Origin of the sequence: Candidatus Dedyshia acidiphila, assembly GCF_051025295.1 — a bacterium.
In the GTDB taxonomy this organism is placed as follows: Bacteria; Acidobacteriota; Terriglobia; order Terriglobales; family Acidobacteriaceae; genus KBS-83.
Genome location: NZ_JBMGJV010000030.1, coordinates 13,564 through 35,945 on the forward strand (window position 1 = coordinate 13,564; position 22,382 = coordinate 35,945).

15 protein-coding genes are annotated in these 22,382 nt (G+C 62.8%); 10 read left to right on the forward strand and 5 right to left on the reverse strand.

Features of this window, described 5'->3' with window-relative positions:
- Positions 1 to 18: 18 nt before the first annotated feature.
- Genes AC5IJH_RS12820 through AC5IJH_RS12830 form a run of 3 tightly spaced genes read right to left on the reverse strand, consistent with a single transcriptional unit; the run spans position 19 to position 2,851 of the window.
- The gene (locus tag AC5IJH_RS12820; protein ID WP_491903221.1) at positions 19 to 1,197 is read right to left on the reverse strand and encodes a pyridoxal phosphate-dependent aminotransferase; all 1,179 of its coding nucleotides are present in this window, start codon (positions 1,195 to 1,197) and stop codon (positions 19 to 21) included.
- A gap of 11 nt (positions 1,198 to 1,208) precedes the next feature.
- Positions 1,209 to 1,955 (reverse strand): lysophospholipid acyltransferase family protein, encoded by a 747-nt coding sequence (locus AC5IJH_RS12825; RefSeq protein ID WP_491903222.1) that lies wholly within the window; start codon positions 1,953 to 1,955, stop codon positions 1,209 to 1,211.
- A 32-nt stretch (positions 1,956 to 1,987) separates the two neighbouring features.
- Positions 1,988 to 2,851 (reverse strand): GNAT family N-acetyltransferase, encoded by an 864-nt coding sequence (locus AC5IJH_RS12830; protein ID WP_491903223.1) that lies wholly within the window; start codon positions 2,849 to 2,851, stop codon positions 1,988 to 1,990.
- Between the two features lie 208 nt (positions 2,852 to 3,059).
- Here AC5IJH_RS12830 and pgi point away from each other — a divergent pair, with 208 nt between their 5' ends.
- The 4 genes from pgi (at position 3,060) to malQ (ending at position 10,121) form a co-directional block, all read left to right on the forward strand.
- Positions 3,060 to 4,697: a glucose-6-phosphate isomerase gene (pgi, locus tag AC5IJH_RS12835; protein WP_491903224.1), complete on the forward strand. Its 1,638-nt coding sequence runs from the start codon at positions 3,060 to 3,062 to the stop codon at positions 4,695 to 4,697.
- A gap of 228 nt (positions 4,698 to 4,925) precedes the next feature.
- On the forward strand, positions 4,926 to 6,416 hold the full coding sequence (locus AC5IJH_RS12840) for a BON domain-containing protein (protein ID WP_491903225.1): 1,491 nt from the start codon (positions 4,926 to 4,928) through the stop codon (positions 6,414 to 6,416).
- 118 nt (positions 6,417 to 6,534) lie between these two features.
- Positions 6,535 to 8,499, forward strand: a complete 1,965-nt coding sequence (locus AC5IJH_RS12845; RefSeq protein WP_491903226.1) for a peptidyl-prolyl cis-trans isomerase — start codon at positions 6,535 to 6,537, stop codon at positions 8,497 to 8,499.
- Between the two features lie 101 nt (positions 8,500 to 8,600).
- Positions 8,601 to 10,121 (forward strand): 4-alpha-glucanotransferase, encoded by a 1,521-nt coding sequence (gene malQ, locus AC5IJH_RS12850; RefSeq protein WP_491903227.1) that lies wholly within the window; start codon positions 8,601 to 8,603, stop codon positions 10,119 to 10,121.
- Here malQ and treY read toward each other — a convergent pair.
- Positions 10,118 to 13,126, reverse strand: a complete 3,009-nt coding sequence (treY, locus tag AC5IJH_RS12855; protein WP_491903228.1) for a malto-oligosyltrehalose synthase — start codon at positions 13,124 to 13,126, stop codon at positions 10,118 to 10,120. The two genes, malQ and treY, sit on opposite strands and share 4 nt — an antisense overlap.
- Before the next feature lie 203 nt (positions 13,127 to 13,329).
- Between treY and AC5IJH_RS12860 the strand changes: the two genes are divergently transcribed.
- The 6 genes from AC5IJH_RS12860 to AC5IJH_RS12885 all read left to right on the forward strand — a co-directional run bounded on the left by AC5IJH_RS12860 (position 13,330) and on the right by AC5IJH_RS12885 (position 20,350).
- On the forward strand, positions 13,330 to 13,512 hold the full coding sequence (locus AC5IJH_RS12860; RefSeq protein ID WP_491903229.1) for a hypothetical protein: 183 nt from the start codon (positions 13,330 to 13,332) through the stop codon (positions 13,510 to 13,512).
- A gap of 120 nt (positions 13,513 to 13,632) precedes the next feature.
- The gene (locus AC5IJH_RS12865) at positions 13,633 to 14,886 is read left to right on the forward strand and encodes an ABC transporter permease (RefSeq protein ID WP_491903230.1); all 1,254 of its coding nucleotides are present in this window, start codon (positions 13,633 to 13,635) and stop codon (positions 14,884 to 14,886) included.
- A gap of 4 nt (positions 14,887 to 14,890) precedes the next feature.
- The gene (locus AC5IJH_RS12870; RefSeq protein ID WP_491903231.1) at positions 14,891 to 16,132 is read left to right on the forward strand and encodes an ABC transporter permease; all 1,242 of its coding nucleotides are present in this window, start codon (positions 14,891 to 14,893) and stop codon (positions 16,130 to 16,132) included.
- Between the two features lie 317 nt (positions 16,133 to 16,449).
- Positions 16,450 to 17,694 carry a lipid-A-disaccharide synthase gene (gene lpxB, locus AC5IJH_RS12875; protein WP_491903232.1) on the forward strand — a complete coding sequence of 415 codons (1,245 nt, stop codon included), beginning with the start codon at positions 16,450 to 16,452 and terminating at the stop codon, positions 17,692 to 17,694.
- Between the two features lie 11 nt (positions 17,695 to 17,705).
- A complete protein-coding gene (locus AC5IJH_RS12880; protein ID WP_491903233.1) occupies positions 17,706 to 19,706 on the forward strand; it encodes a tetratricopeptide repeat protein in 2,001 nt (666 codons plus the stop codon).
- Between the two features lie 92 nt (positions 19,707 to 19,798).
- Positions 19,799 to 20,350: a DUF2911 domain-containing protein gene (locus tag AC5IJH_RS12885; RefSeq protein WP_491903234.1), complete on the forward strand. Its 552-nt coding sequence runs from the start codon at positions 19,799 to 19,801 to the stop codon at positions 20,348 to 20,350.
- A 14-nt stretch (positions 20,351 to 20,364) separates the two neighbouring features.
- Here AC5IJH_RS12885 and AC5IJH_RS12890 read toward each other — a convergent pair whose 3' ends face one another.
- Complete coding sequence (locus AC5IJH_RS12890) at positions 20,365 to 22,308, reverse strand: CocE/NonD family hydrolase (RefSeq protein ID WP_491903235.1); 1,944 nt, start codon at positions 22,306 to 22,308, stop codon at positions 20,365 to 20,367.
- Positions 22,309 to 22,382: the final 74 nt, after the last annotated feature.

Sequence of the window (22,382 nt, forward strand, 5' to 3'; positions counted from 1 at the left end):
GCGGGCTGGAACGCGCGGCTAAAACGTCGCGGAGGTCAGGCGAGCGCAGGCGTCGGCCAGCGCGTCGTCCTGCTTGGCAAAGCAGAAGCGCAGAAGGTTCTCTCCGCGACCCTTGCTGTAGAAAGCCGATCCAGCCACCGCGGCCACGCCAGTCTTTGCCAGCAGCGCGCGGGCCTTCTCTCGGGCCGTCTCGCCCGGCACAATCGTGACATCGGCGAGCACGTAATAAGCCCCGTCCGGAACCGACGGTATCAGCCCCGCTTCATTTAACGCAGCGCACAGAAGGTCGCGCTTGCTTTGGTAGTCGGACGAGAGGTGCCGGTAGAAGTCGGGGTCAAGCTGAGCCAGACCAGCGGCCGCGCCGTACTGCGCAGGGGACGGGCTGCAGACATACGTAAGGTCGTGAAAGTAGCCGATCGAAGGTATCCATCGCGCATCCGCGGCCAGGTAGCCAATGCGCCAGCCGGTGATGCTGAAGGTCTTCGAGAAACCCGAGATCAGGATCGTGCGCTCTGCGAGCTCTGGCAGCGAAGCGGCGCTGACGTGCTCTGCGCCCGAGAACAGGAAGTATTCGTAAATCTCATCCGTGAGCAGGAAGAGATCGTGCGCGATCGCGAGTTCGCCGATGGCTTCGATCTCGGCGCGTGTGAAGACCTTGCCACACGGATTTGAGGGTGTGTTGATTAGGATGGCGCGAGTACGCGGTGTTGTGGCCGCGCGAAGTGCGTCCAGGTCCAGCTCCCAGGTGCCCGTCGCGAGCGGCACCGGCACTGGCTTGATGCGCAGAGCCTGCATCGTGTTCACGTGATAGCCGTAAAAAGGCTCGAACAGGATGATCTCGTCGCCCGGATCGAACAGCGCCAGGCACGCGGCGTACATGCCGCCCGTAGCGCCGGATGTGACCAGGATTTGTGTATCGGGGTCAGCGTTTACGTGGTTGTAGCTGGCCAGCTTACGGCTGATTGCCGTGCGGAGCGGAGCAATCCCATCCAGCCGCGTGTAGATGTTGTGGCCGTTCTCGATCGCTGCAATCGCTGCATCACGCACAGGCGCGGGCAGTTCGGTGTCGCAGACGCCCTGAGCGAGATTCACGCCGCCGACCCGATCGCACTCGACAGTCATCGAGCGGATCTCTGACTGCACTAAGTGAGGCGCAATCTGGCTGAGGTGGAGTCGGCTCTCCGTCGCGTGTGGCATACGCCATTATGCTATCCGCTCTGTGTCAAGCGATAGAGCTCTTCGGACTGCGCCGTGGCGTCCGTTTCGGTCATCGTGGCACGGAGCCAGCGCACCTCGCCCTCGGCGCGCCGGGCAGCCTCTTTGCGGCTTGCATAGCAGGCGGAATCGTTGCTGAAGCGAACGCGGGCGTGCAGGCCCCGCTGGCCAACAGTACGCAACAGGTGCGGGCCGAAGACGTCGTCGCCGTAATAAGCCAGATCCTGCTCCGGTGCGCTCTGGCTTGTGTAGGCGATCGCGGCCGCGGTGATCACGGCACCGCTGCGTACTGCTGGTTCAAAGTAGGGCGAGTGGAAGGGAAGTAGCGCCGCGCCATCACTGCTGGTGCCCTCCGGGAATAGCACGACCGGGAGCCCCGCGGCGAGCGCCTCCTCCATCTGCGCGCTCGCGTTCTGGCGCTCTGGCCGGCGATCCCGATCCACGTAGATTGTGCCCGCCATGGTAGCGAGTGGACCGAAGACCGGCCAGGACGCCACCTCCCGCTTCGAGACGAACACTGCCGGGAGCAGGGATGCGTAGACGAGCACGTCGAGATAGCTCAGGTGGTTTGAAACCAGCAGTCCTGCAGCGGGGAGCGGACCGTCCGCCGTGACCCGGACACCGATGCGACGGAGAATGCGGCAGGCGGCATATTGCAGCCAGAGTGCGCGCTGCTCACGCGTGGTCACGCCACGGAGTTGGTAGGCGGCCGTGATCTCGACCAGTGTCGCTGCGAACACAGATGCACGCACCATTGAGCGCGCGGGGCTCGCTATTGCCGGCATAGGAAGCGCATACGAGCGACCGGTGGCAGCTGCTCCATATCCTGCAGAGTGAGAAAGTCGATGGTGCCGAAGCTCTGGTCCCACGCCGGCTCACTGCAAATGCGCGAACCGACAGCGAGATAGGTGCGCAACAATTTGGGGACGCGCGCTTCGCTCACGGCGTGGTCGCCTTCCGGCAGTGGCAGGTCATAGGCCGGCGTGGGCCGGGTGCGCCATGCGGGCTCCGCGAGGAAGGGCAGCAATTGGTGGTAGAGAGCCCATCCCGTCGCTGCATCCTGCGAGGTCACCGAGGAGCAGCCGATCAGATAGCGGTAGCCGTGGTGGACAGCGTACTGCGCGATACCCCGCCAAAGCAGTGTGAGCACTTCACTGGAGCGGTGCTCGGCGTGGATGCATGCGCGGCCTAACTCGAGAATCTGCGACCGCATCGGTTCGTAGGGAGTGAAGTCGAACTCGCGTGCGCTGTAGTAGCCACGATGCTCTTGGGCTGTCGCGCCACTCTGCATTCTGTACGTGCCGACCACGCGGCCGGTCGCCTTCTCTTCGACCAAGAGATGCTCGCAGGCTGGATCGAACTCGTCCTGATCCACGCCGTTTGCGTAGGAGGCGGCCAGGCCCTCTCCCAGTTCGAGATTGAACACTCGGAAGCGCAACTGGCAGGCGCCTAGTCGCTCCGCGGGTGTATCGGCCAGACGAAGCCGATAGCGGTTCAGATCACAACCAACCCAGTCCGGCTGGCGGCCCAGGTTGCGTGGCCGCTCGAGCAGCAGCGTCCTGTCCAGTACGGGAGCATGCGTGGCGGCGTGCCGAGGCAAGCCAGTGGACGGCTCTGCAATCTGTGTGGAGTTCACGCCCCCATGCTTGCGGGCTTCATCGAGAACTGTGCAAAAGCAGCGTGAACATCCCATGACAGGGATGCATCTTTTGGTGCACGACATTCGCACTGGCACCACACACTGGCTCCTGACGAGGAGCCTGGCCAACGGCACGTCGGCAACTGTGGCCTATCATTCTCCTGTCCTGGGATGACCAACTTTTCGCAATCGCAAGGAGCCGCACATGTCTTCGCCGTCTACGTCTCTCGTTGATCTGGAAGCCTGGAAGTCCCTCGAGCAGCACGCAGGGCAGATGGCTTCCACCACGCTGCGTCAGCTCTTCGATCAGGACGCAAAGCGTGGCACGCGATTCAACGCCGAAGCCGCCGGTCTCTATCTCGATTACTCGAAGAACCGCATCACCGACGAGACTCTGCGCCTGCTGTTCGCGCTTGCGCAGCAGCGCAACCTGAAGCAGCGCATCGAGGCGATGTTTACCGGCGAGAAGATCAACATCACGGAGAACCGCGCCGTGCTGCACGTTGCACTGCGCGCGCCGAAGGGCGAATCGATCAAGGTAGACGGCGAAGATGTCGTACCGCAGGTGCACCAGGTGCTCGACAAGATGAGCGGCTTCGCGGACCGCGTACGCAGCGGCGCATGGAAGGGGCACACCGGCAAACGCATTCGCAACGTCGTGAACATCGGAATCGGCGGCTCGGATCTGGGCCCGGTAATGGCGTACGAGGCGCTCCGCCACTACTCGCAGCGTGACCTCACCTTCCGCTTCGTCTCAAACGTGGACGGGACCGACTTCGTGGAAGCCGTTCGCGATCTCAGCGCAGACGAGACGCTCTTCCTGGTCGCATCGAAAACCTTCACCACGCTCGAGACCATGGCCAACGCGCAAGCTGCGCGCCAGTGGATGCTACGTGCCCTTGGTGGTGACGAATCGGCGATCGCAAAGCATTTCGTCGCAATCTCGACCAACGCCAAGGAGGTCGCGAAGTTCGGCATCGACACCGAAAACATGTTCGGTTTCTGGGACTGGGTCGGGGGCCGCTACTCAATGGATTCGGCGATTGGCCTCTCGACGATGCTCGCGATCGGTCCGGAGCACTTCCGCGCCATGCTGAGCGGCTTCCACGCCATGGATGTGCACTTCCGCACGGCGCCGCTGGAGAAGAATCTGCCCGTGCTGATGGGGCTGCTCACGGTCTGGTACACGGACTTTTTCGACGCGCAGACAGTGGCTGTGCTGCCCTACGAGCAGTATTTGAAGCGCTTCCCGGCCTATCTACAGCAGCTGACGATGGAGAGCAACGGCAAGCACGTCACGCTCGACGGCACGCGTGTCGAGACCGAGACCGGCCCGGTCTACTGGGGAGAGCCCGGCACCAATGGGCAGCACTCGTTTTATCAGCTCATCCACCAGGGCACCCGGCTCATCCCTTGCGATTTCCTCGGCTTCTATCGCACGCTGAATCCGTTGGGAAATCAGCACGACATGCTGATGGCCAACGTGTTCGCACAGGCGGAGGCGCTGGCCTTCGGTAAGACTGCCGAGCAGGTCAAGGCAGAGGGAACCGCCGAGTGGTTGGTCCCGCACCGCGTCTTCGAGGGGAACCGTCCGTCGAACACCATCCTGGCCGAGCGGCTCACCCCCGAAATTCTCGGCACCCTGGTCGCGCTTTATGAGCACTCTGTCTTTACCCAGGGCGTGATCTGGAACATCGACTCCTTCGACCAGTGGGGTGTCGAACTAGGCAAGGTGCTGGCGCAGAAGATCATCGGCGAGCTGTCCAGCCCGACCGAGCCGGCTCTGGCGCACGACAGCTCGACCAGCAACCTGATACGCCTCTACCGGAGCCACAAGGGGTAACCAAGCTGGATCAGCGGGCTGGCCCGAGCCGCGGTTCTGCCCCGGTTGCGGTATTGCCACCTGCCCGCTCCCGGGCGGAGGCTGACCTATACCGAAACCGCTCAGGAGACGCAACTCTTTTCCTGCTCGCGTGTCTGTGTAAGCGGATGCCGCCACAGCAATGCGCCAGAAGCAGCCGTACGGCACCGCACGCACACCAGAGAACAGAAAAGGGGCAAACAGAACCCTATGGCTTCCCACAGCAGCACGCATTTCGTTCGCGGTGCAGTCTCTGCCCGGCTGACGCTCGCTCTCACCCTTGGTCTCACGAGCGCCGCCGCATGGCTTGCGCCTCCGGCCTCCTTTGCCGAGAAAGCCTCCGTCCGCACTGACGCTGCGATTCAGTCCGACGTACTGAAGGCGCTCGCCACCTATCCGGAGATCAGCAGCGAACACATCACGGCGACCACTCGAGACGGCATTGTGACCCTGGCGGGAACAGCGTCGAACGAGACTGCGAAGAACCAGGCACAGGTCGTGGCTGCGACCGTGAACGGCGTGCGGTCAGTGGTGAATGACGTGAGGGCGGCGGCCGGCTCCCAGGAGACCGTCTCCAACGCTGGCGAGACATCCCCTATCGGCGAGATCCACCAGGCGCAGTCGAGCGATCCAGATGGGCAGCAGGTTCCGTACACCCCGCAGCCGACATCGAACCAGCCATCCCAGCCTGACCCGGGCGGCAGCGGTAACTGGGGACAGGCGGGTCCGCCGCCCGACGCAGAGAACGGCCAAATTCCGCAGCGTCCGCAGCAAGGCGCCTCGGACAGCCAGTATCCGATGCAGGATCCCGGTCAGGATGATGCGCCGCCGCAGGCGCAACAGCCTCCTCGGGCACAGCAGCCCGCGGACCGGCCGCCCTACAGCGGCGGCGGCGCGCCCGGTCAGCCCGCATCGGGATATCCGTCCGGCTATCCGTCCCGTCCGGCGCAGGGTGGTTACCCGAGCGATCCGTACGGACGCCAGCGGCAGCCCGCGTATCGCCCGCAGCTTGCGAGCATGCCGCTGACAGTGCCGGAGCACACGCTGATCTCGATCCGTACCTCTGAACCGCTCGACAGCCGCGGCCTGCAGGAGGGCTCGACATTCCAGGCGACGCTTGCCCAGGATATCTATCAGGGCGCTTACCTCGCCGTTCCGCGCGGCGCAGTCCTGCATGGACGCGTGGTTGGCGTAAAGCGGCCAGGCTCGTTCAGTGGGGGAGCCGGCTTCGCGCTGCAGATCGTGTCGCTTGACCTTGGCGGACAGCAGTATCCGGTCGCCACCGACACCTTCGCGTCGGACACGCATGGGAAAGGCGGCTACACCACCGCAAACACGATCGGTGTGGGCGCCATTGGCGCGATCGTCGGCGCTGCCGCGGGCGGAGGTCCGGGCGCCGCGATTGGTGCCGTTGCGGGTGGTGTGGCTGGACTGGGTGTTTCGGCGGCCAGCGGCGATCCTCGGGCGGTGATGCCGCCGGAGACGCTGCTGACCTTTCATCTGCGCCAGCCTCTGACAGTCAATCCGGTGAGCTACGGTGAGGTCGAGCGTCTTCAGGCCTCAGCTACACCCCGGCAGCCGATCCCCATGCGGCATCGGCCCGTCTATCCGTACGGTTACCCGCCACCGGCACCACCACCGGCGTATCCCTACGGACCCTACGGTTACCCCTACCCTTATCGCTACTGGTATGGGCGGTGAGCACATAACCCTGTTCGGGGTGCGATAGAATCGTAGCGAATCGGAACGAGGGTGAGCCGTATCGTCACGCCTGGCGTGGCCACCCTGCGTGTCCCTCCCTAAAGGTCCTCATCGCTTCATGATTCGTTTCCTGCAAAAAGACTCGCGCCTGATCAAGGGCATTTTCATCGTCATCATCGGTCTCGCTTGCGTCACGATGGTGATCACACTGGTGCCGGGCATCTTCGCCGACCAGGCTTCGAGTTCCGACACCTATGCGACCGTGAAGCCTGCGGGCTACCTCGGACGCATCTTCGGCAGCTCACGCGACATCTCGAATCGCGAAGTCACCGTCGTGGCCGGCCGGATTGCCGAGCAGCGTCACTACCCGGAGCAGGCCATCCCGTTCCTGATGCCGCAGGCCGGGCAGGCGCTGATCCAGCGCGAGATCCTGCTGCAACAAGCCGATGCGATGGGTCTGAAGGCGTCTCCCGATGACATTCGTCGCGAACTGCGCGAGGGTCCCTGGGCGCAGTACCTGTTCCCCAATGGCCAGTTCGTCGGCAAGGATCGTTACGCTGATTTCACGGATCGCCTGCACCTCTCGACCGCAGATTTCGAGCGTCAGATCGGCAACGAGCTCGAGATCAATCGGCTTGAGGCGCTTATCACCGGAGGCATGCTCGTCTCTGACAAGGAGGTCGAGGCCAGCTATCAACGGCAGAACACGAAGGTCAGGTTCGACTACGCCGTTCTGAACGGTGAAGACCTGCGCAAGCAGATCAATCCTTCGGATGCCGACCTCCACAAGTTCTTCGAGCAGAATGCAGCGCGCTACAAGGACGCAGACCCCGAGACGCGCAAAATCAGCTATCTCTCGTTCACCCCTGAGCAGGTGCCCGGCGGCATGCCGCAGGTCTCCGATCAGCAGGCCCAGCAGTACTACCAGCAGCACCTGAAGGACTATCAGGTGCCCGAGCAGGCCAAGGTTCGCCACATCCTCATCTCCGTCCCGCGTGGTGCAGACGCGAAGGCGGATGCAGCCGCCAAGGAAAAGGCCGAGGACGTGCTGAAGCAATTGCGCGCAGGCGGCGACTTCGCCTCGCTGGCCAAGAAGTACTCGGATGACCCGGGCTCGAAGGAGCAGGGTGGCGAGCTTGGCATGCTGCAGCACGGCGTCACCGTGCCCGAGTTCGACAAGGTCTCCTTTGCGCAGTCTCCCGGGCAGATCTCCGAGCCGGTGAAGACGCAGTTCGGCTATCACATCATCCAGACGGAAGAGAAACAGACTGCCCACACCAAGCCCTTCGACGAAGTGAAGGGGAACATCCTAGCCACGCTGGTGCGCGATCGCCAGGCACAGGCTGCGCAGGCATTTGCGACATCCCTTGCAAACGAAGCCAAAAAGGACGGGCTGGAGAAGACCGCCGGGGCGCATCATCTACAGGTGACGAGCACGGACTACATAGCGCAGGGCGCGATCGTGCCCGGCGTGGCGGATAGCACGAAGCTGGTCAGCGATGCATTCGCCGCCAAGAAGGGCGGCGCGCCGGCTGTCGCCACTACGGGTGAGGGCTATGCGGTGTACCAGGTCGCGGATGTCCACCCCGCGCACGCACCCACCTTCGACGAGTACAAGGCTCACCTGCTCCAGGACTTCCGTGAACAGCAGCTCCCGGGTCTGCTGGCTGCGAAGACCAGCGCTCTTGCGGCCGAGGCGAAGAAGACTGGCGATCTGAAGGAAGCGGCGAAATCAGTTGGTGCGACCGTAAAGAGTACGGATCTGGTCGGACGTGATGGCCAGGTGCCGGATCTGGGTCAGATCGGCCAGATCGCTCCGCAGCTCTTCGATCTGAGCGATGGGCAGATCTCGAACTCAATCAATACAGGCCGCAACGGCATCGTCGCGAAGATCACCGGGAAGCAGCAGCCCACCCCCGAAGACATTGCGAAAAGCCTGCCAAAGGCGCGTCAGCAGATGGTCGAGCAGCGCCGCGAGGAGATGTTTGCGGTTTACGTCAGCTCGCTCACCAACCAGTACGAAAAGTCCGGCCGCGTGCGCATGAACAAGAAGGCACAGCAGCAACAGAGCGTTCTCGGCTAAACGGCTCTTCTTTCACATCTCCGGCAACTCGGCCCGCACTCGCAGGAATCACCTTCGATGCGGGCCTTTGTTTCTCTACTCAAGATTGGACTCTTCTGCCGATGCCGCTTGATCGTTCCTCCGGAGTGCTGCTTCACATTTCCTCTCTCGACTCGGCAGGCGGCATCGGTGACTTCGGTCCCGCTGCGTATGCCTTCGCTGATTTCCTCCAAGCAGGCAAACAGCGACTATGGCAGGTGCTACCGCTGAACCCGGTGGGGTACGGCAGCTCGCCCTACTCGTCCATTTCGGCGTTCGCTGGCAATCCGTTCTTTATCTCCTTCGAACTGCTTGTTGCGGATGGCTGGGTATTGCCCGAGGAGCTCGAGCAATACGTCGCCGAGACAGGCACTCATCCTGAACGCGTCGCCTTCGAAGAGGTGCGTGTGGCCAAAATGCCGCTGCTCGAACGGGCCGCAACCCGCTTCCTGGCCAGGCGAACCACGGCTGCTCAGGCCGAGTACGAGGCGTTTTGCGCGGCGAACGCGTCCTGGCTTGAGGACTACGTTCTTTTCAATGTGCTGCGCCGGGAGTACGCCTCGGCCGCCTGGACCACCTGGCCCGAAGAGATTGCGCGCCGTGAGCCCTCTGCGCTGGCAGGGCTGCGGGAGCGGCTCGCGGACGCACTCGCGATCGAGCGCGTGCTGCAGTTCTTCTTTGAGCAGCAGTGGCAGGCGCTGCGCCGCTACTGCCTGGCACGCGATATCCGCGTCGTCGGCGATGTTGCGATCTTCGTGTCATTCGACAGTGCGGACGTTTGGACCAATCCAGAAATCTTCGAGCTGCGCGACGATCTTTCGCCGATTCGGGTCGCGGGTGTTCCGCCGGACTACTTCAGCGCGACGGGTCAGCGCTGGGGCAATCCGTTGTATCGGTGGGACCTGTTAACCGAGCGGCAGTTTGACTGGTGGGTGGAGCGCATCCGCCGTGCTCACGCCATGTACGACATCATCCGGCTCGACCATTTCCGCGGCTTCGAGGCGTACTGGTCCATCCCTGCGGAAGAAGAGACGGCGGTGCGCGGCGAGTGGGTGAAGGCCCCGGGCGCGGAGCTATTCGCGCGGCTCGACCAGGCGCTGGGCCCCATCCCGTTCATCGCTGAGGACCTGGGCTTGATCACGCCAGAGGTCGACGCCCTTCGCCAGCAGTTCGGCTACCCGGGCATGCGCATTTTGCAGTTCGGTTTCGGCAATCGCGGCGCGCATAATTACCTCCCGCATCGTTTCGAGCCAAACACTGTGGTCTACACCGGGACGCATGACAACAACACAACCGCAGGCTGGTGGGCCGATGGCGCGCTCGAGGAGGAGAAGCGGTGGGTTCGCGTCTTTACCGGTGCCGGGGAGAGCGACTCTATTGTGTGGCCGCTGATCCGCGCCGCTGCAGAATCCGTCGCGGACACCTGCATCTTCCCGCTGCAAGATGTGCTCGAGCTCGGGTCGGAGGCGCGCATGAATACGCCAGCGGAAGCCAACGACAACTGGAGTTGGCGCGTGACGAGGGGCGCGATTCGCAAAGAGCACGCGGAACGCCTGGCTGCATTGACCGAGCTGACCGATCGCGACGGCGTGCTGCCTGCTTAACTCGCCGTCGTCGCCCTTCCCTCATCCGCCAGCACCGCCACCGGGTAGTTCGCGAACAGCGTCGATAACGACAGTTCGCCTGTGACCTCGACCGTCTCGCCGGTGAAGATGTTGCGATAACGCCCGTGCAGGTTTTCTGGGACCGTGACAGTCCAGTCGCGCCACGCCCTACCGAGCGGCAGGGAGACGTCTCCGCGCATCAGGGAGCAGGCGAAGCGCGGTACTGCCGCGAGGATGCGTGCCTGGTCGAGCTGTCGTGCGTGCGCAATCAGGTGCGGCTCCGCCGAGCCCTCCGCAACCAGTGGCACGTAGGTGCCGCGCCGGAACAGCCCATGCTGTGTCTGACGCAGGCGGAGCACCTGCGCAGTCGTCCAGAGCTTGATCGCGCCCTCACTCAGATCCGCTGTGACGGCGCGGGCCACTGCTGCAGGCCCTTCCTGCGCCGCCATCTCGTCCAGTTGGGCCAGCAGGCGATCGCGCAATGTGTAATCGACGGGGCGACGATTATCCGGATCCACCAGGCTCAGATCCCACAGCTCCGTACCTTGATAAAAGTCTGGCACCCCCGGGCTGGTCGCCTTCAGCACCACCTGCGCGATAGAGTTCACGCCGCCGAAGAAGCGCACCTGGGGCAGGAGCCGATTCAGCGTCTGCACGAAGGCGGTCTCGCGCCCTTGCGCATCCGGTAGCAGGATGCGTGCGAGAAACCCGTGCACCGCCTCCACGTACTCGGCATCAGGATTGACCCAGCTCAGGTTGACCTTTGCCTCGCTGAGCGCCTTGGTGGCGTACTGCTGCAGGCGCTCGAGCAGCGACTCGCGGCAGCCGGGCTCATCCGCGCGCCACGGCCACGCCCCGACAATCGTCTGATAGAGCAGGTACTCTTCGTTCGCATCCGGAGCCACGCGTCCATCCGGAAGTGTTTGCTTAAGGGTTGCATTGACGCGCTGCCAGCGTCGAATGGCAGCAGCCCACTGGTCGGGGATTTCGGAGAGAACATTCAGCCGGTTGCGGACGTCCTCGCTGCGCTTGGTGTCATGTGTCGAAGTGGTGAGCATCGAGTCAGGTGACACCTCCAGCCGCTCCTGGTTGCTGGCGTGCCATAGGTCGAGGGGGATACCGAATGACTTAGTATCGCCGCCCACCTCGTTCGAGGAGAGAAAGCGGGTGTAGACGTAGAAGGTGGTGTCCTCGACGCCCTTAGCCATCACCGGTCCGGTGAGTTGCTGGAATTTGAGTGCGAAGTGGAGTTGCTGCGGATCGAGATTGCGTGAGCCATCGCTGCGTTGATTGCGCCGCAGCAGCAGCATGTCGCGAAGAAAGTCGAAGGCGGATGCGTCCACGTCAGGGTTGCGCCGTTTGGCCTGCCGTATCGCGGACATGATGAAGGCGATATCCCGTTCCGGGTAGGTGCCGCGCTCATCGATGTACGTGCGGTAGACGGGGAAGCAGGCGATCGTCTCGCGAAGCACGGCTTCGAGAATGTTGTCAGTGAAATCGCGCGCGTGGCGGTCCGCAGCGGCGATCTTGCTCAGCATGTTGGTGAGCACGTGCACCTCGCTGGCGAGTGAATTCTGCATCACTTGCAGCTTCGAGCGGTAGATCACCTCGTCCGGATTCATGGGCCGGCCCAGCACGCGCTCATACAGCCGATCGAAGGCCTTTGCGTTCTCGCGCTGGATGAAGATGTTATTCGCGAAGTAGACGAAGTCGTAGCCGGACGTGCCATGCACCGGCCACTCGCGCGGCATGTACTCACGCGGTTCGAGGATCTTTTCGACGACGACATACAAGGGACCGTGCGAGGCAGTCCAGTCGTAACCGCGCACCTTGTCGAGCACCACCCGCTCAATCCCGGTGGCCGCCGTGTCCCCACTCGCTTGCGGGCCTGCGCATTGGCTTGCCAGGTAAAGCAGTTGCAGCCGGATCAGGTACTGGCGCGGATTGAACATGCCATCGCAGTGATCGATGCGCAGCCCGGTGACCTGCTGGCGCGCAAGCAGATCGCGGATCAGGCAGTGCGTGTCCGCAAAGACCTCAGGCGTCTCCATGCGCAGGCCAACCAGATCGTTGACGTCGAAGAAGCGGCGGTAATTGATCTCCTCCGCAGAGGTGCGCCAGTAGGCCAACCGATAGGGCTGCACGTTCAAGAACTCATCGAGGGCGTCGAAGCTGTGCGGATCGCCGGAGACACCGTTCAGACGCGCGAGCGCCGCATCAATACTTGGCCGCACGCGTTCGTCCTGCAGTGTCTCCCGCAGACGCGGCATCAGTCGTCCAAGTTGCTCCTGGCGCTGCTCCTGCAATGTCGGGTCGGTGGTCTCGTGCGGGGGCACGTGCGTCAGCTCGCGGAGCAGGTCTGCCAATTCGTGCGGCATCCCTTCCACCTCCTGCTCGCTTGGCAGCGTTCCGATGGGGCGCCGGAAGAAGATCATCGGGACGGAGCGCGGTGCCACGGGCATGCGGTGTTCGAAGTACGTGACGAAGAATCGGCCCTGATCGAAGGTGACCTGGATATGCTTTGCTTCGAGATCCTCGCCGTACTGATTGCCCAGGATCGGCAAGAGCAGCTTGTGGCGCATCTCGTGCTTGAGGGGTGTCCAGTCGATGTCGAAGTAGCTCGAATAGCGGGAGGCGTGACCATTCTGGAGCACGTCCTGCCACCAGACTGCGTCGCCGCCGATGCCCATGTGGTTGGGCACGATATCGAGCAGCAGCCCCATGCCGTGGTCCCGCAGCGCGTTGGCCAGGATGTCGAAGCGGGGGCGGCCGCCCAGTTCCGGGTTGAGGCGATCATGGCGCGCCACATCGTAACCGTGTGTGCTCCCGGGCCGCGCTTCGAAGATGGGGGAGGCATAAAAATCGCCCATTCCCAGGCGCTGCAGGTACGGCAGAATGGCGGTCGCCTGGTCGAACGTGAAGTCCTTGTGCATCTGGGCCCGGTAGGTGGCCACCGGGACGCGGACCTCGGTTCGGAGCAGGGAAGGGATGCAGTCGAGGTTCATGGGAGTATCCACTCTGCCTTCTGAACGGAGCTCTTCTCCGGGTGCGCAACCATGCCACCTGAGTGTGAGAACCAGGATCCGGAGGGTCAACGGCTGTGAGGCTTCCGCGGGAACCTTCGGTTGCTTGCGCTGCCGGTACAACTGAACGCTACTTTACGAACCACCGTCCGGCACTGGACAATGTGATCAGGAGAACAGAACCGATGCCCCTGTCTGGCGAAGCGATTCGCATGATGAATTATGTTGACGATGTTGCGACCACCATGCGACGCCTGCTGGCGACGGCTCCGATGCTGACGCCGGAAGAGCGGAAGCGGGTCAGTGATTACCTGCGCGTGAGTTCGCCCAATGCGCAGGAAGTACTGACATCACTGGATAAGAAGTAGTCCTCAGCGAAATGACAAGGGGATGTGGGCCAGCCAGTTCCGGCCCGCTCTCCTGGTATTTCATTTCCACACCGAGTACGGAACCGCTACCCGGGCGCGTGCGTATCCCTTCCTGACACCATGCGTGGGCTCAGAGACATCTTCGGACAAGTGCTGGACGCGATTCTGGCGCATAAGGTTCGCTCGTTTCTGACGATGTTCGGCATCGCCTGGGGCGTCGGCTCGTTGCTGCTGCTGATCGGACTCGGCGAAGGCTTTCGCTCCGGACAACGACGTGGGATGGCGACCCTCGGCGAAGATGTCATTTTCCTCTCCGGCGGCACCATCCCCGCCGTTCCCAGCCAGCACACTGGCATGCGCCCGTACCACGTCACCCTCTCCGATGCGCAGGCTATGCGTTTGCTGCCGTCCGTTCGCAATGCAACAGCGATCGTCGAGAGCGAGACCATCCAGCAGGTGTCGCAATACGCCACCACGGGCGGTACGGTTCAGGGCATTGACCCCGAATACTCGAAGATCCGCACGCTGCCACTCGCGGAGGGTCGAATGATCGATGCCTCCGATCTGCGCGATCGTCGGCACGTGGCAATGCTCGGGCAGAAGACGTCGCAGCTCCTGTTTTCCGGGCGGCCTGCCGTCGGCGAGTGGATACTGCTGAACGGATCGCGCTTTCAGGTCATCGGCGTGACTGCGAAGCATGGGCGAGGCAACGACACTGGCGTCAATCAGCAGTGCTACATCCCGCTCAGCACGATGATGGAGATGTTTCCGATCAAGGGTGAGAACCTGCCGCAAGACGCGCTTAGCAGCATCCAGTACCAGCCGCGCACCCATGGCGCAAATGAGCAGGCCGTGGCGGACGTGCACAAAGTCATTGCAGCCCGGCACAACTTCGACTGGCACGACAAGGATGCGTTTGACGAGTGGGACTCCATCCACAGTCAGCGCATGGTGGACAAGATCTTCGACGCGATGGACATCTTCCTTGGCAGCGTCGGGGTAGTGACGCTTGCGCTCGGTGCGATCGGGATCGTCAACATCATGCTGGTCTCCGTCTCGGAACGCACGCGCGAGATCGGTCTGAGAAAGGCGCTTGGCGCGACCAACCGCAGCGTCGAGGTGCAGTTCCTGCTGGAAGGGCTGCTGCTGACGGGAATCAGCGGCCTTATCGGGATTGCTGGCGCCGCTGCGCTCATGTTCCTGATGCAGGCGACGGTCGGCAGCAATATGCAAGGCTTCGATCCACCGCGGCTGGTGCCCTGGTCTGCGGCGTTGGCAGTCAGCGCGCTCACGGCCTGTGGCATCATCGCCGGACTCGTGCCGGCCAGCCGGGCGGCACGGCTTGAGCCCGTGGAAGCACTGAGACGGGAGTAGCGCCATGATCACGGATATCTTTCGGCAGTCGATCGATGCCATGCGGCACAACGGTCGACGCACCATGATCACGATCGCGGGCATGGCCTGGGGCATCGCCACCGTGGTGCTCCTGCTTGCGTACGGAGCGGGCTTCAGCCGCGCCATTGAGGCCATCTTCTCGCAGTGGGGTATCAACACCATCGGGGTCTTTCCCGGCACGACCAGCGAACAGGCGGGCGGCAAGAAGGCAGGCGTGCCGGTGCGGTTCACGCAGGACGACATCGATCGCATTTCCGCGTCGGTGCCGGGGCTCGAGTCGGTCAACAGCACAATCGAGAAGGACAATGTCCCCATCCAGAACGATCTGCATACCTACAACTGGCATGTGGAGGGCAGTCAGCCTGGCATCGCCGACGCGCTCAACTACGCTGTCGTCAAGGGGCGCTTCTACACCGAGCAGGACAATCAGGAGCGCGGACACGTGGCGGTGCTGGGCTCGGAGGCTGCGACCAAGCTCTTTTCCGGCATCTGGCCCATCGGTCAGCACATCCGGGTCGGCGGCATCAGCTTCACCGTCATCGGTGTGCTGAAGCCGAAGATGACCGAGGGTGAAAACAACGTAAATCGCATCGTTCATGTCCCGTTCAAGACCATGGGCGACTTGAAGGACATGAAGTATCTGGACGGCATCTGGCTTACATACCACGGCGATCACATGGCGGTGGAGCAGGCCCTCCGGAACACCCTGGGCGCGGCGCATGGCTTCCGCCCAAGTGATCGCAACGCTATCTACGTCGCCAACCTGATGGAGCAACTGTCCCAATTTCGAATTATCGAGGCGGCGCTCGAGGTGCTGATGGCATTCATCGGTTCGCTTACGCTCGGCATTGCCGGCATCGGCCTGATGAACATCATGTTGGTCAGCGTGCAGCAGAGGACACGCGAGATTGGTGTCGAGAAGGCGTTAGGCGCGCAGCGTGGTCACATCCTGGTGCAGTTTCTTTCCGAGGCGCTGGTCATCTCGGCCACGGGCGGACTGCTCGGCATGTTGCTCGCCTACGCGGTGGCCCTGGGTGTCGGTCGCATCACCTTTTACAGCGCAGTCGCGGAGAATGCGAGCGATGCTGACATCCGCCTCCTGATCTCACCCCTCATTGTTGCTGTCTCGACCGGCATCCTTATCGTCGTCGGGCTGGTCAGCGGGATGGTGCCCGCCGTAAGGGCGGCGAATCTCGATCCCATCGAGGCGTTGCGCTACGAGTAATGGCCTCGAGAGCAGGAGCCTCGGCCAGACTGACTGATCCTGAATCACCCGCTACCGATCTGCCACTGCTCTGGTGCATGGTGTCAGGAGCGTAAACGCCAGCATGTCCTTCATGCCGGGACCGTTGGTCACATAGTAGAGACGGGTGGCCACCGCTTCCCTTCGCCGGGAGCGGATGTGAGCAGAGTGGAGCCCACATGCGGACAGAAGCTGTTGAATAGGAGCCGGGATCGGTTGTCAGCTACGGAGCTCCGCCCAGTTGGCTTTGAAACGGCCTTTCCGGCGTAAGGGCAACCACTGCTACCCTAGCGAGCAGGATGCCCGCACGAGACAGTTCCGCCAGTCCGCTGTTCTTCCTGTCAGCGGGCGAGGCCTCGGGTGAGCACTACGCTGTCGGGCTGATGGAGGCTCTCCGTCGCCGCGCGCCGGAAAGCCGCTTCTTCGGCCTCGGCGGCGGACGCATGGTGGAGTTGGGCTTCCGCCCCATCGTGCGCTCCGAAACGGTGGCCCACATGGGCATCACCGAGGTGGTCCGGCATGCGCCATTCATCTACCGGCAGTTTCAGCGGCTGAAACGAGCGATTCGCGCGGAACGGCCGACCCTCGCCGTCTTGATCGACTTCCCTGACGTGAACCTCCGGCTGGCTCAGCACCTGCACCGGCACGGCATCCCGGTGGTCTACTTCGTGTCGCCTCAGCTCTGGGCCTGGAAGAAGCGGCGCATCCGGCGTGTCCAGCGCTTTGTGGACCGCATGCTCGTCATCTTTCCCTTCGAAGAGACGTTCTATCGCGAGAGGGGAGTGGACGTGACCTTTGTCGGCCATCCTCTGGTGGATGTTGACCGCCCGGAGATCTCGCGCGAGGCATTCGCTCGCCAACACGCGCTCGATGCGTCAAAACCGTGGGTAGCCCTCCTGCCCGGCAGCCGGCCGCGCGAGGTCGAGCTCAATTTACCAGCCATGCTCGAAACCATGCGGGCGCTGGGCGACGGGTACGAATACGTCCTCCCGGTAGCGCCGACGATTGAACGTAAACAACTGCTCGCCTTGTTGCCGGACGCCGGACCTGGGCCTGTGCTGGTCGACGATGCGCGCGCTGCGCTCAGTCACGCCCGCGCATCGGTTGTCGCCAGCGGGACGGCGACGGTCGAAGCAGCGCTGATCGGCAATCCGTTCGTCGTGGTCTATCGCTTATCGGCGTTGAGCTATGCTATCGCCCGTCGTGTTGTGACCGTGCCGCATGTCGCCATGGTGAACCTGATCGCGGACCGTCGTGTTGTACCTGAGCTCATCCAGGATGCGTTCACGCCCGCGGCCGTACTGGATGCGCTTCGACCGCTGCTCGACGATGGGACGCCCCGGGAGAGCATGATCGAAGATTTGAAAGAAGTGCGTGAGCGACTGCAGGGAAGCGCCACTCAGACAACAAGCCGGGCAGTCGATCGCGTGGCAGACATCTGCATGGAGCTGCTTTCGACATCCAAGCCAAACGAGCTATCAGGGCCATTTGTTGCAACGGACACCAAGCAGGACGTCACACGGGCCAGCACCTATCAAGCATGATCCAGGCAAGCATGAAGACCATTCATCGACTCTTTACGGGCAGTGCACGACTCCTGCTCACACTCTTGCTGCTCACGGCTGCCGGCGCGCAGGCGCAGCAGATTTCCAACAAGCCGCTGCTCGACATCACCGGCTATGTCATCGACCTCACGGTGCAGCCCGCCACGCACCAGATGCATGCGACTGCACGAGTCAGCTTCACGGCGCTTGACGCGGTTCCTGTGGCTAGTTTCGAGCTGCACTCGGCGTTGAATGTCACCAAGGTCTCGGACGCCAGGAACCACGCCCTCACGGCAGAGCGCGGCCAGGCGTCCACACTGCGCATCACGCCGGAGACGCCGCTGGCGAAAGGCGACAAGGCGGAGTGGACCTTTCAGTACGACGGCACGCTCGAGAACGGCGAAGGCTCGCCCGTGGAGGGCCTGAAGCTCGCATCGCTCGATGATCCGGTCAGCTACTTGCTCTACGCAGCACGCTGGTTCCCGATGACCGGCTACCTCACGGATCGCTTCACGGCCGACATCACCGTCCATGCGCCTAGCGGCTACAAGGTGCTCGGTTCGGGTTCCACCGGCGCTCCCGCGATGGATCGCAAGGCCGGCCGAGAGGGCATGGTCTGGCAGTTCAACTGGGATCGTCCGGGATTTCCGGGAACGATCGTTCTCGGCAAGTACAAGGAGCCGACTGCCGTGATGGGCGCGGCGAACGTGAAGGTCTACACCACGCCGGCGCACGATGCGTCCGCGCAGCAGTATGCCCAGACAGCGAACCGTGAGTTCGATTTCTTCTCCGGCACCTTCGGACCGGCAGAGTCGGCGCGGCTCAACGTGATCGAGATTCCCGACGACACAGTCCCCTCGTACTGGGCGCCAGAGATGGCGCTCATCTCTGGTGCGCGCATCGCGGACCGCACGAATTACCGCCTGCTGGCAAACACGATTGCGCGGCAGTGGTGGAGTTCGATGGTCTCGCCGACCACGCTCAATGACGCGTGGATCACGAATGGTATGTCGCGCTACGCCGAGCTGATGTATGTCGAGGACGTGGCAGGCAAGCAGTCGCTCGATCAGGCCGTAGTCGATGTCTCGGCCGGTGCGCTGGCCTACGACACCATCCCGCTGACATCGGCCGGACGCCTGGATACGTTCTCACCCCCGTTTCAATCGATGACGCTCGAGAAGGGCGCCATGGTCTTTCACATGCTCCGCGGTGTGATCGGGGATGACGCGTTCAAGAAGACGCTGACAGCAGTGCTCACCACCCATCGCGACGCAGCCGTCAGTACACGGGAGTTTGAGAAGATCGCCGAGGGCGCAAGCCAGCAGCAACTGCTTCCGTTCTTCACGCAGTGGCTGGACGGCACCGGTGCACCGCAGTTCACTGACAAGTACACCGTCTACCGGCTCGGCGATGGCAGCGGCTTCCGCACCATCGGTGAGATTCAGCAGGACCTCGATCTCTTCCGCATGCCGGTCCGGCTGCAGGTGCAAACAGAGGGCAAGACAGAAGAGAAGCAGGTTGAGGTCTCCGGCACAAACTCGCAATACGTGATCGATACCTTTGGTCTCCCGCGCAAGATCATGATCGATCCGGATAACCAGGTGCTCAAGAACACGCCGGATCTGCAGGTGCGCGTCGCTATCCTGCGCGGGCAGCAGCTCGTCGCGCAGGGGGACACCTCGGGCGCGATTGAGCAGTTCCAGAATGCGCTCAAGGTGAACCCGCAGAGTTCGCTTGCAAACTACCGCATCGGCGAAGTGCTGTTTACGCAGCGCAACTACCAGGCTGCCGCGAACGCCTATCGTGACGCGCTGCGCGGCGACGCCGAGCCGAAGTGGACCGAAGTATGGAGTCATATCCAGATCGGAAAGATTTTCGACGCCACGGGTCAGCGTGATCGCGCTGTCGCCGAGTATCGCCAGGCCGTGCAGACCAACGACAACACGCAGGGCGCGGTGAATGCGGCGCGCCAGTATCTGCAGAAGCCCTACGTTCGCGAGGAAGGCCAGTAGTAGCGGCGCGGAGAAATAAGCGCGGCTTTGACAAGCGATAGCGCTCGTCGGAGACTGGCCTCGCCGGCGCTGTGCGCCGCAGGAGCCAATCTGTGAAGAGTGCATGTACTGTTCTGTCTGCTGTCGTGGTGGCCGGACTTCTCTCGCCGCTCGCATCGTTGTCCGCCCAGATGGGTGGCGCCTCCGGGAAGCCGTTGGCGAGCCCGCCTGCGGATACATCGCAGACCGTCGATGGCAAGACCGTCTCGATCCATTACAACGCCCCCTCGAAGAAGGGCCGCACCGTGTTTGGCGGGCTGGTGCCCTACGACAAGGTGTGGCGGACGGGCGCGAACCCCGCCACCACGCTCAAGACCGCGACCAATCTGAAGATCGGCACAGCAGAGGTGCCTGCCGGGACCTACACGCTCTACACGCTGCCTTCAACCGGCACGTGGAAGCTGATCATCAACAAGCAGACCGGCCAGTGGGGCACGGAATACCACGAAGATCGCGACCTCGCGCGCGTCGACATGACCAAGAAGGCTCTCTCGAGTCCGCAGGAGGTCATGTCGATCACACTTGAGCCCTTCAAAGGCAAGCAGAGCTCGTTGCACGTCCGCTGGGACACGACCGATGTGTCAGTGCCAGTCGTCGCGGAGTAGCTGCCTAGCTGCCGCTACTTCGCATCCACTACGGGCAGCTCGACGAAGCTCGCCTCCTCCGGCGAGTGGTAGACGCGCTGCTCGGCCTTCCTGTAGTCCTCGGGCTTGGCGAAAAGAATGTTGGGCACGAAGGTCTGCGGGTTGCGATCGTAGAGTGGGAACCAGCTTGATTGCACCTGGACCATCACGCGATGTCCGGGCAGAAAGACGTGGTTCGTCGTCGGCAGCTCAAATTTGTAGAGCAGCGGCGTGTTCGCCTGGATCGGCTTTGGGTCGCTGAAGCTCTCGCGATAGCGTCCGCGGAGAATGTCCGCAGCCACCATCAACTGATAGCCGCCCAGGTGGGGGTACTCCGCCACCTCATCCGGGTACACATCGATCAGCTTCACAACCCAATCAGAGTCCGTTCCGCTGGTGGACGCCACGAGGTGCGCGACCGCCTGTCCACTGATCTTCATCGGCTCCCTCAGCGGCTCGGTGCTGTACGAGAGCACATCGGTGCGCCCGGACTGCTCACGCTGGTCGTCGACGAGCCACTGCGACCAGGTCATCTCCCCGGTGTAGCCAACCGGCTGATTCGGCCGCTTGCGGAACGGCACAGGCTTGGCCGGGTCGGAGACATAGCTGTCGAAGGAGGACGCACTCCCTGCAGGCTTTTGAAAGCCGAGCGCGAAGTCTGGCTCCAGGTAGAGCGCTGTCGCCTTGGGCTGGCAGCCGTTCGCGCATCCCGCAGGCCACGACGAGAGCTGACGCCATTCATTCGTGCCTGTTTCGAACGCAGTCACCGTCGGGATCTGCTGCGGAGCGTCCTTCAGGTAGTGCGCCAGAAACGGCGCCAGCACATGCTTGCGGAAATAAAGACCCGTGTCCTGTCCGAAGTGCAGCTCGCCCAGCGTGCTTGCATCTTCGATCTCCTGCCCGTGGTGCCAGGGACCCATCACGAGGAAGAGCTTGTCGTTTCCTGTGTCCTTCGGCTTGACGGCTTTCCACACGGCGATCGCGCCGTAGATGTCCTCCTGGTCCCACAGTGAGTGCACCAGCAGCGTGGGGACGGTCAGCGGCTCCTTTGCGAGCACCTTGTCCATTGCCTGGTCGCTCCAGAAGCTGTCGTACGCCGGATGCGCAGCCAGCTTGTTCCAGAAGCCGATCTGTTCCATGCCGCGCTCTTTGGCGAGTGCGCCCGCGGAACCGGCACGCATGTACTGATCGTAATCGTCGTAGTTGCTTGTGGGCCACAACTCGGTGTTGCCGCGCGTGCCAGTTTGCTCGTAGATATAAGGCAGGTTCTGCTGGCGGAAGGCGCCGTTGTGGAACCAGTCGTCGCCCATCCAGCCGTCAACCATGGGGTTCATCGGAACGGCGACCTTGAGCGCCGGATGCGGATGCACGAGCGCCATTAGAGGTAGAAAACCGTCGTAGGAGATGCCGAGGATGCCGACGCGGCCATTCGACTCGGGCGTGTGCTTCACCAGCCAGTCGATCGTGTCGTACGTGTCGGTCGACTCATCGATCGGGGTCGGGTTCTGCGGCCCATGCAGCGGCCGGTTCATGACGTAGTCGCCCTCCGAACCGTACTTGCCGCGAATGTCCTGCACTACGCGGATGTAACCCCCGTCCACGATGACGTCCACGGCGTTGTCATAGCCCTGCAGGCTCGGCGCGAGGTGTGTGCTGTGCTCGTGCGTGGTCAGCGCATTCGCGTCGTACGGCGTGCGTGTCACCAGGATGGGCGCGTTCTGCGCGCTCTTCGGCAGCAGGATCACCGTATGCAGCTTTACGCCATCGCGCATTGGAATCATCACGTCGCGCCGGTCGTAATCGAAGCCTACTGTCGAGGGCTTCAGGTGCTGCGGAGTCTCGCTCGGGTAGGCGGGGTACTGCGGCGGCTGGGCCAGCATGGCAGGTGTCGAGACGAGCAGAGCGGCAGCGAGGACAACATAGCAGGGCAGTGCGGGCATGGAACTCCTGGTGGCGCAGAACTTGGGCATGAGCGCGCAACGTCAGCGCGGATCGGAGACGCAGGGGAATGTGA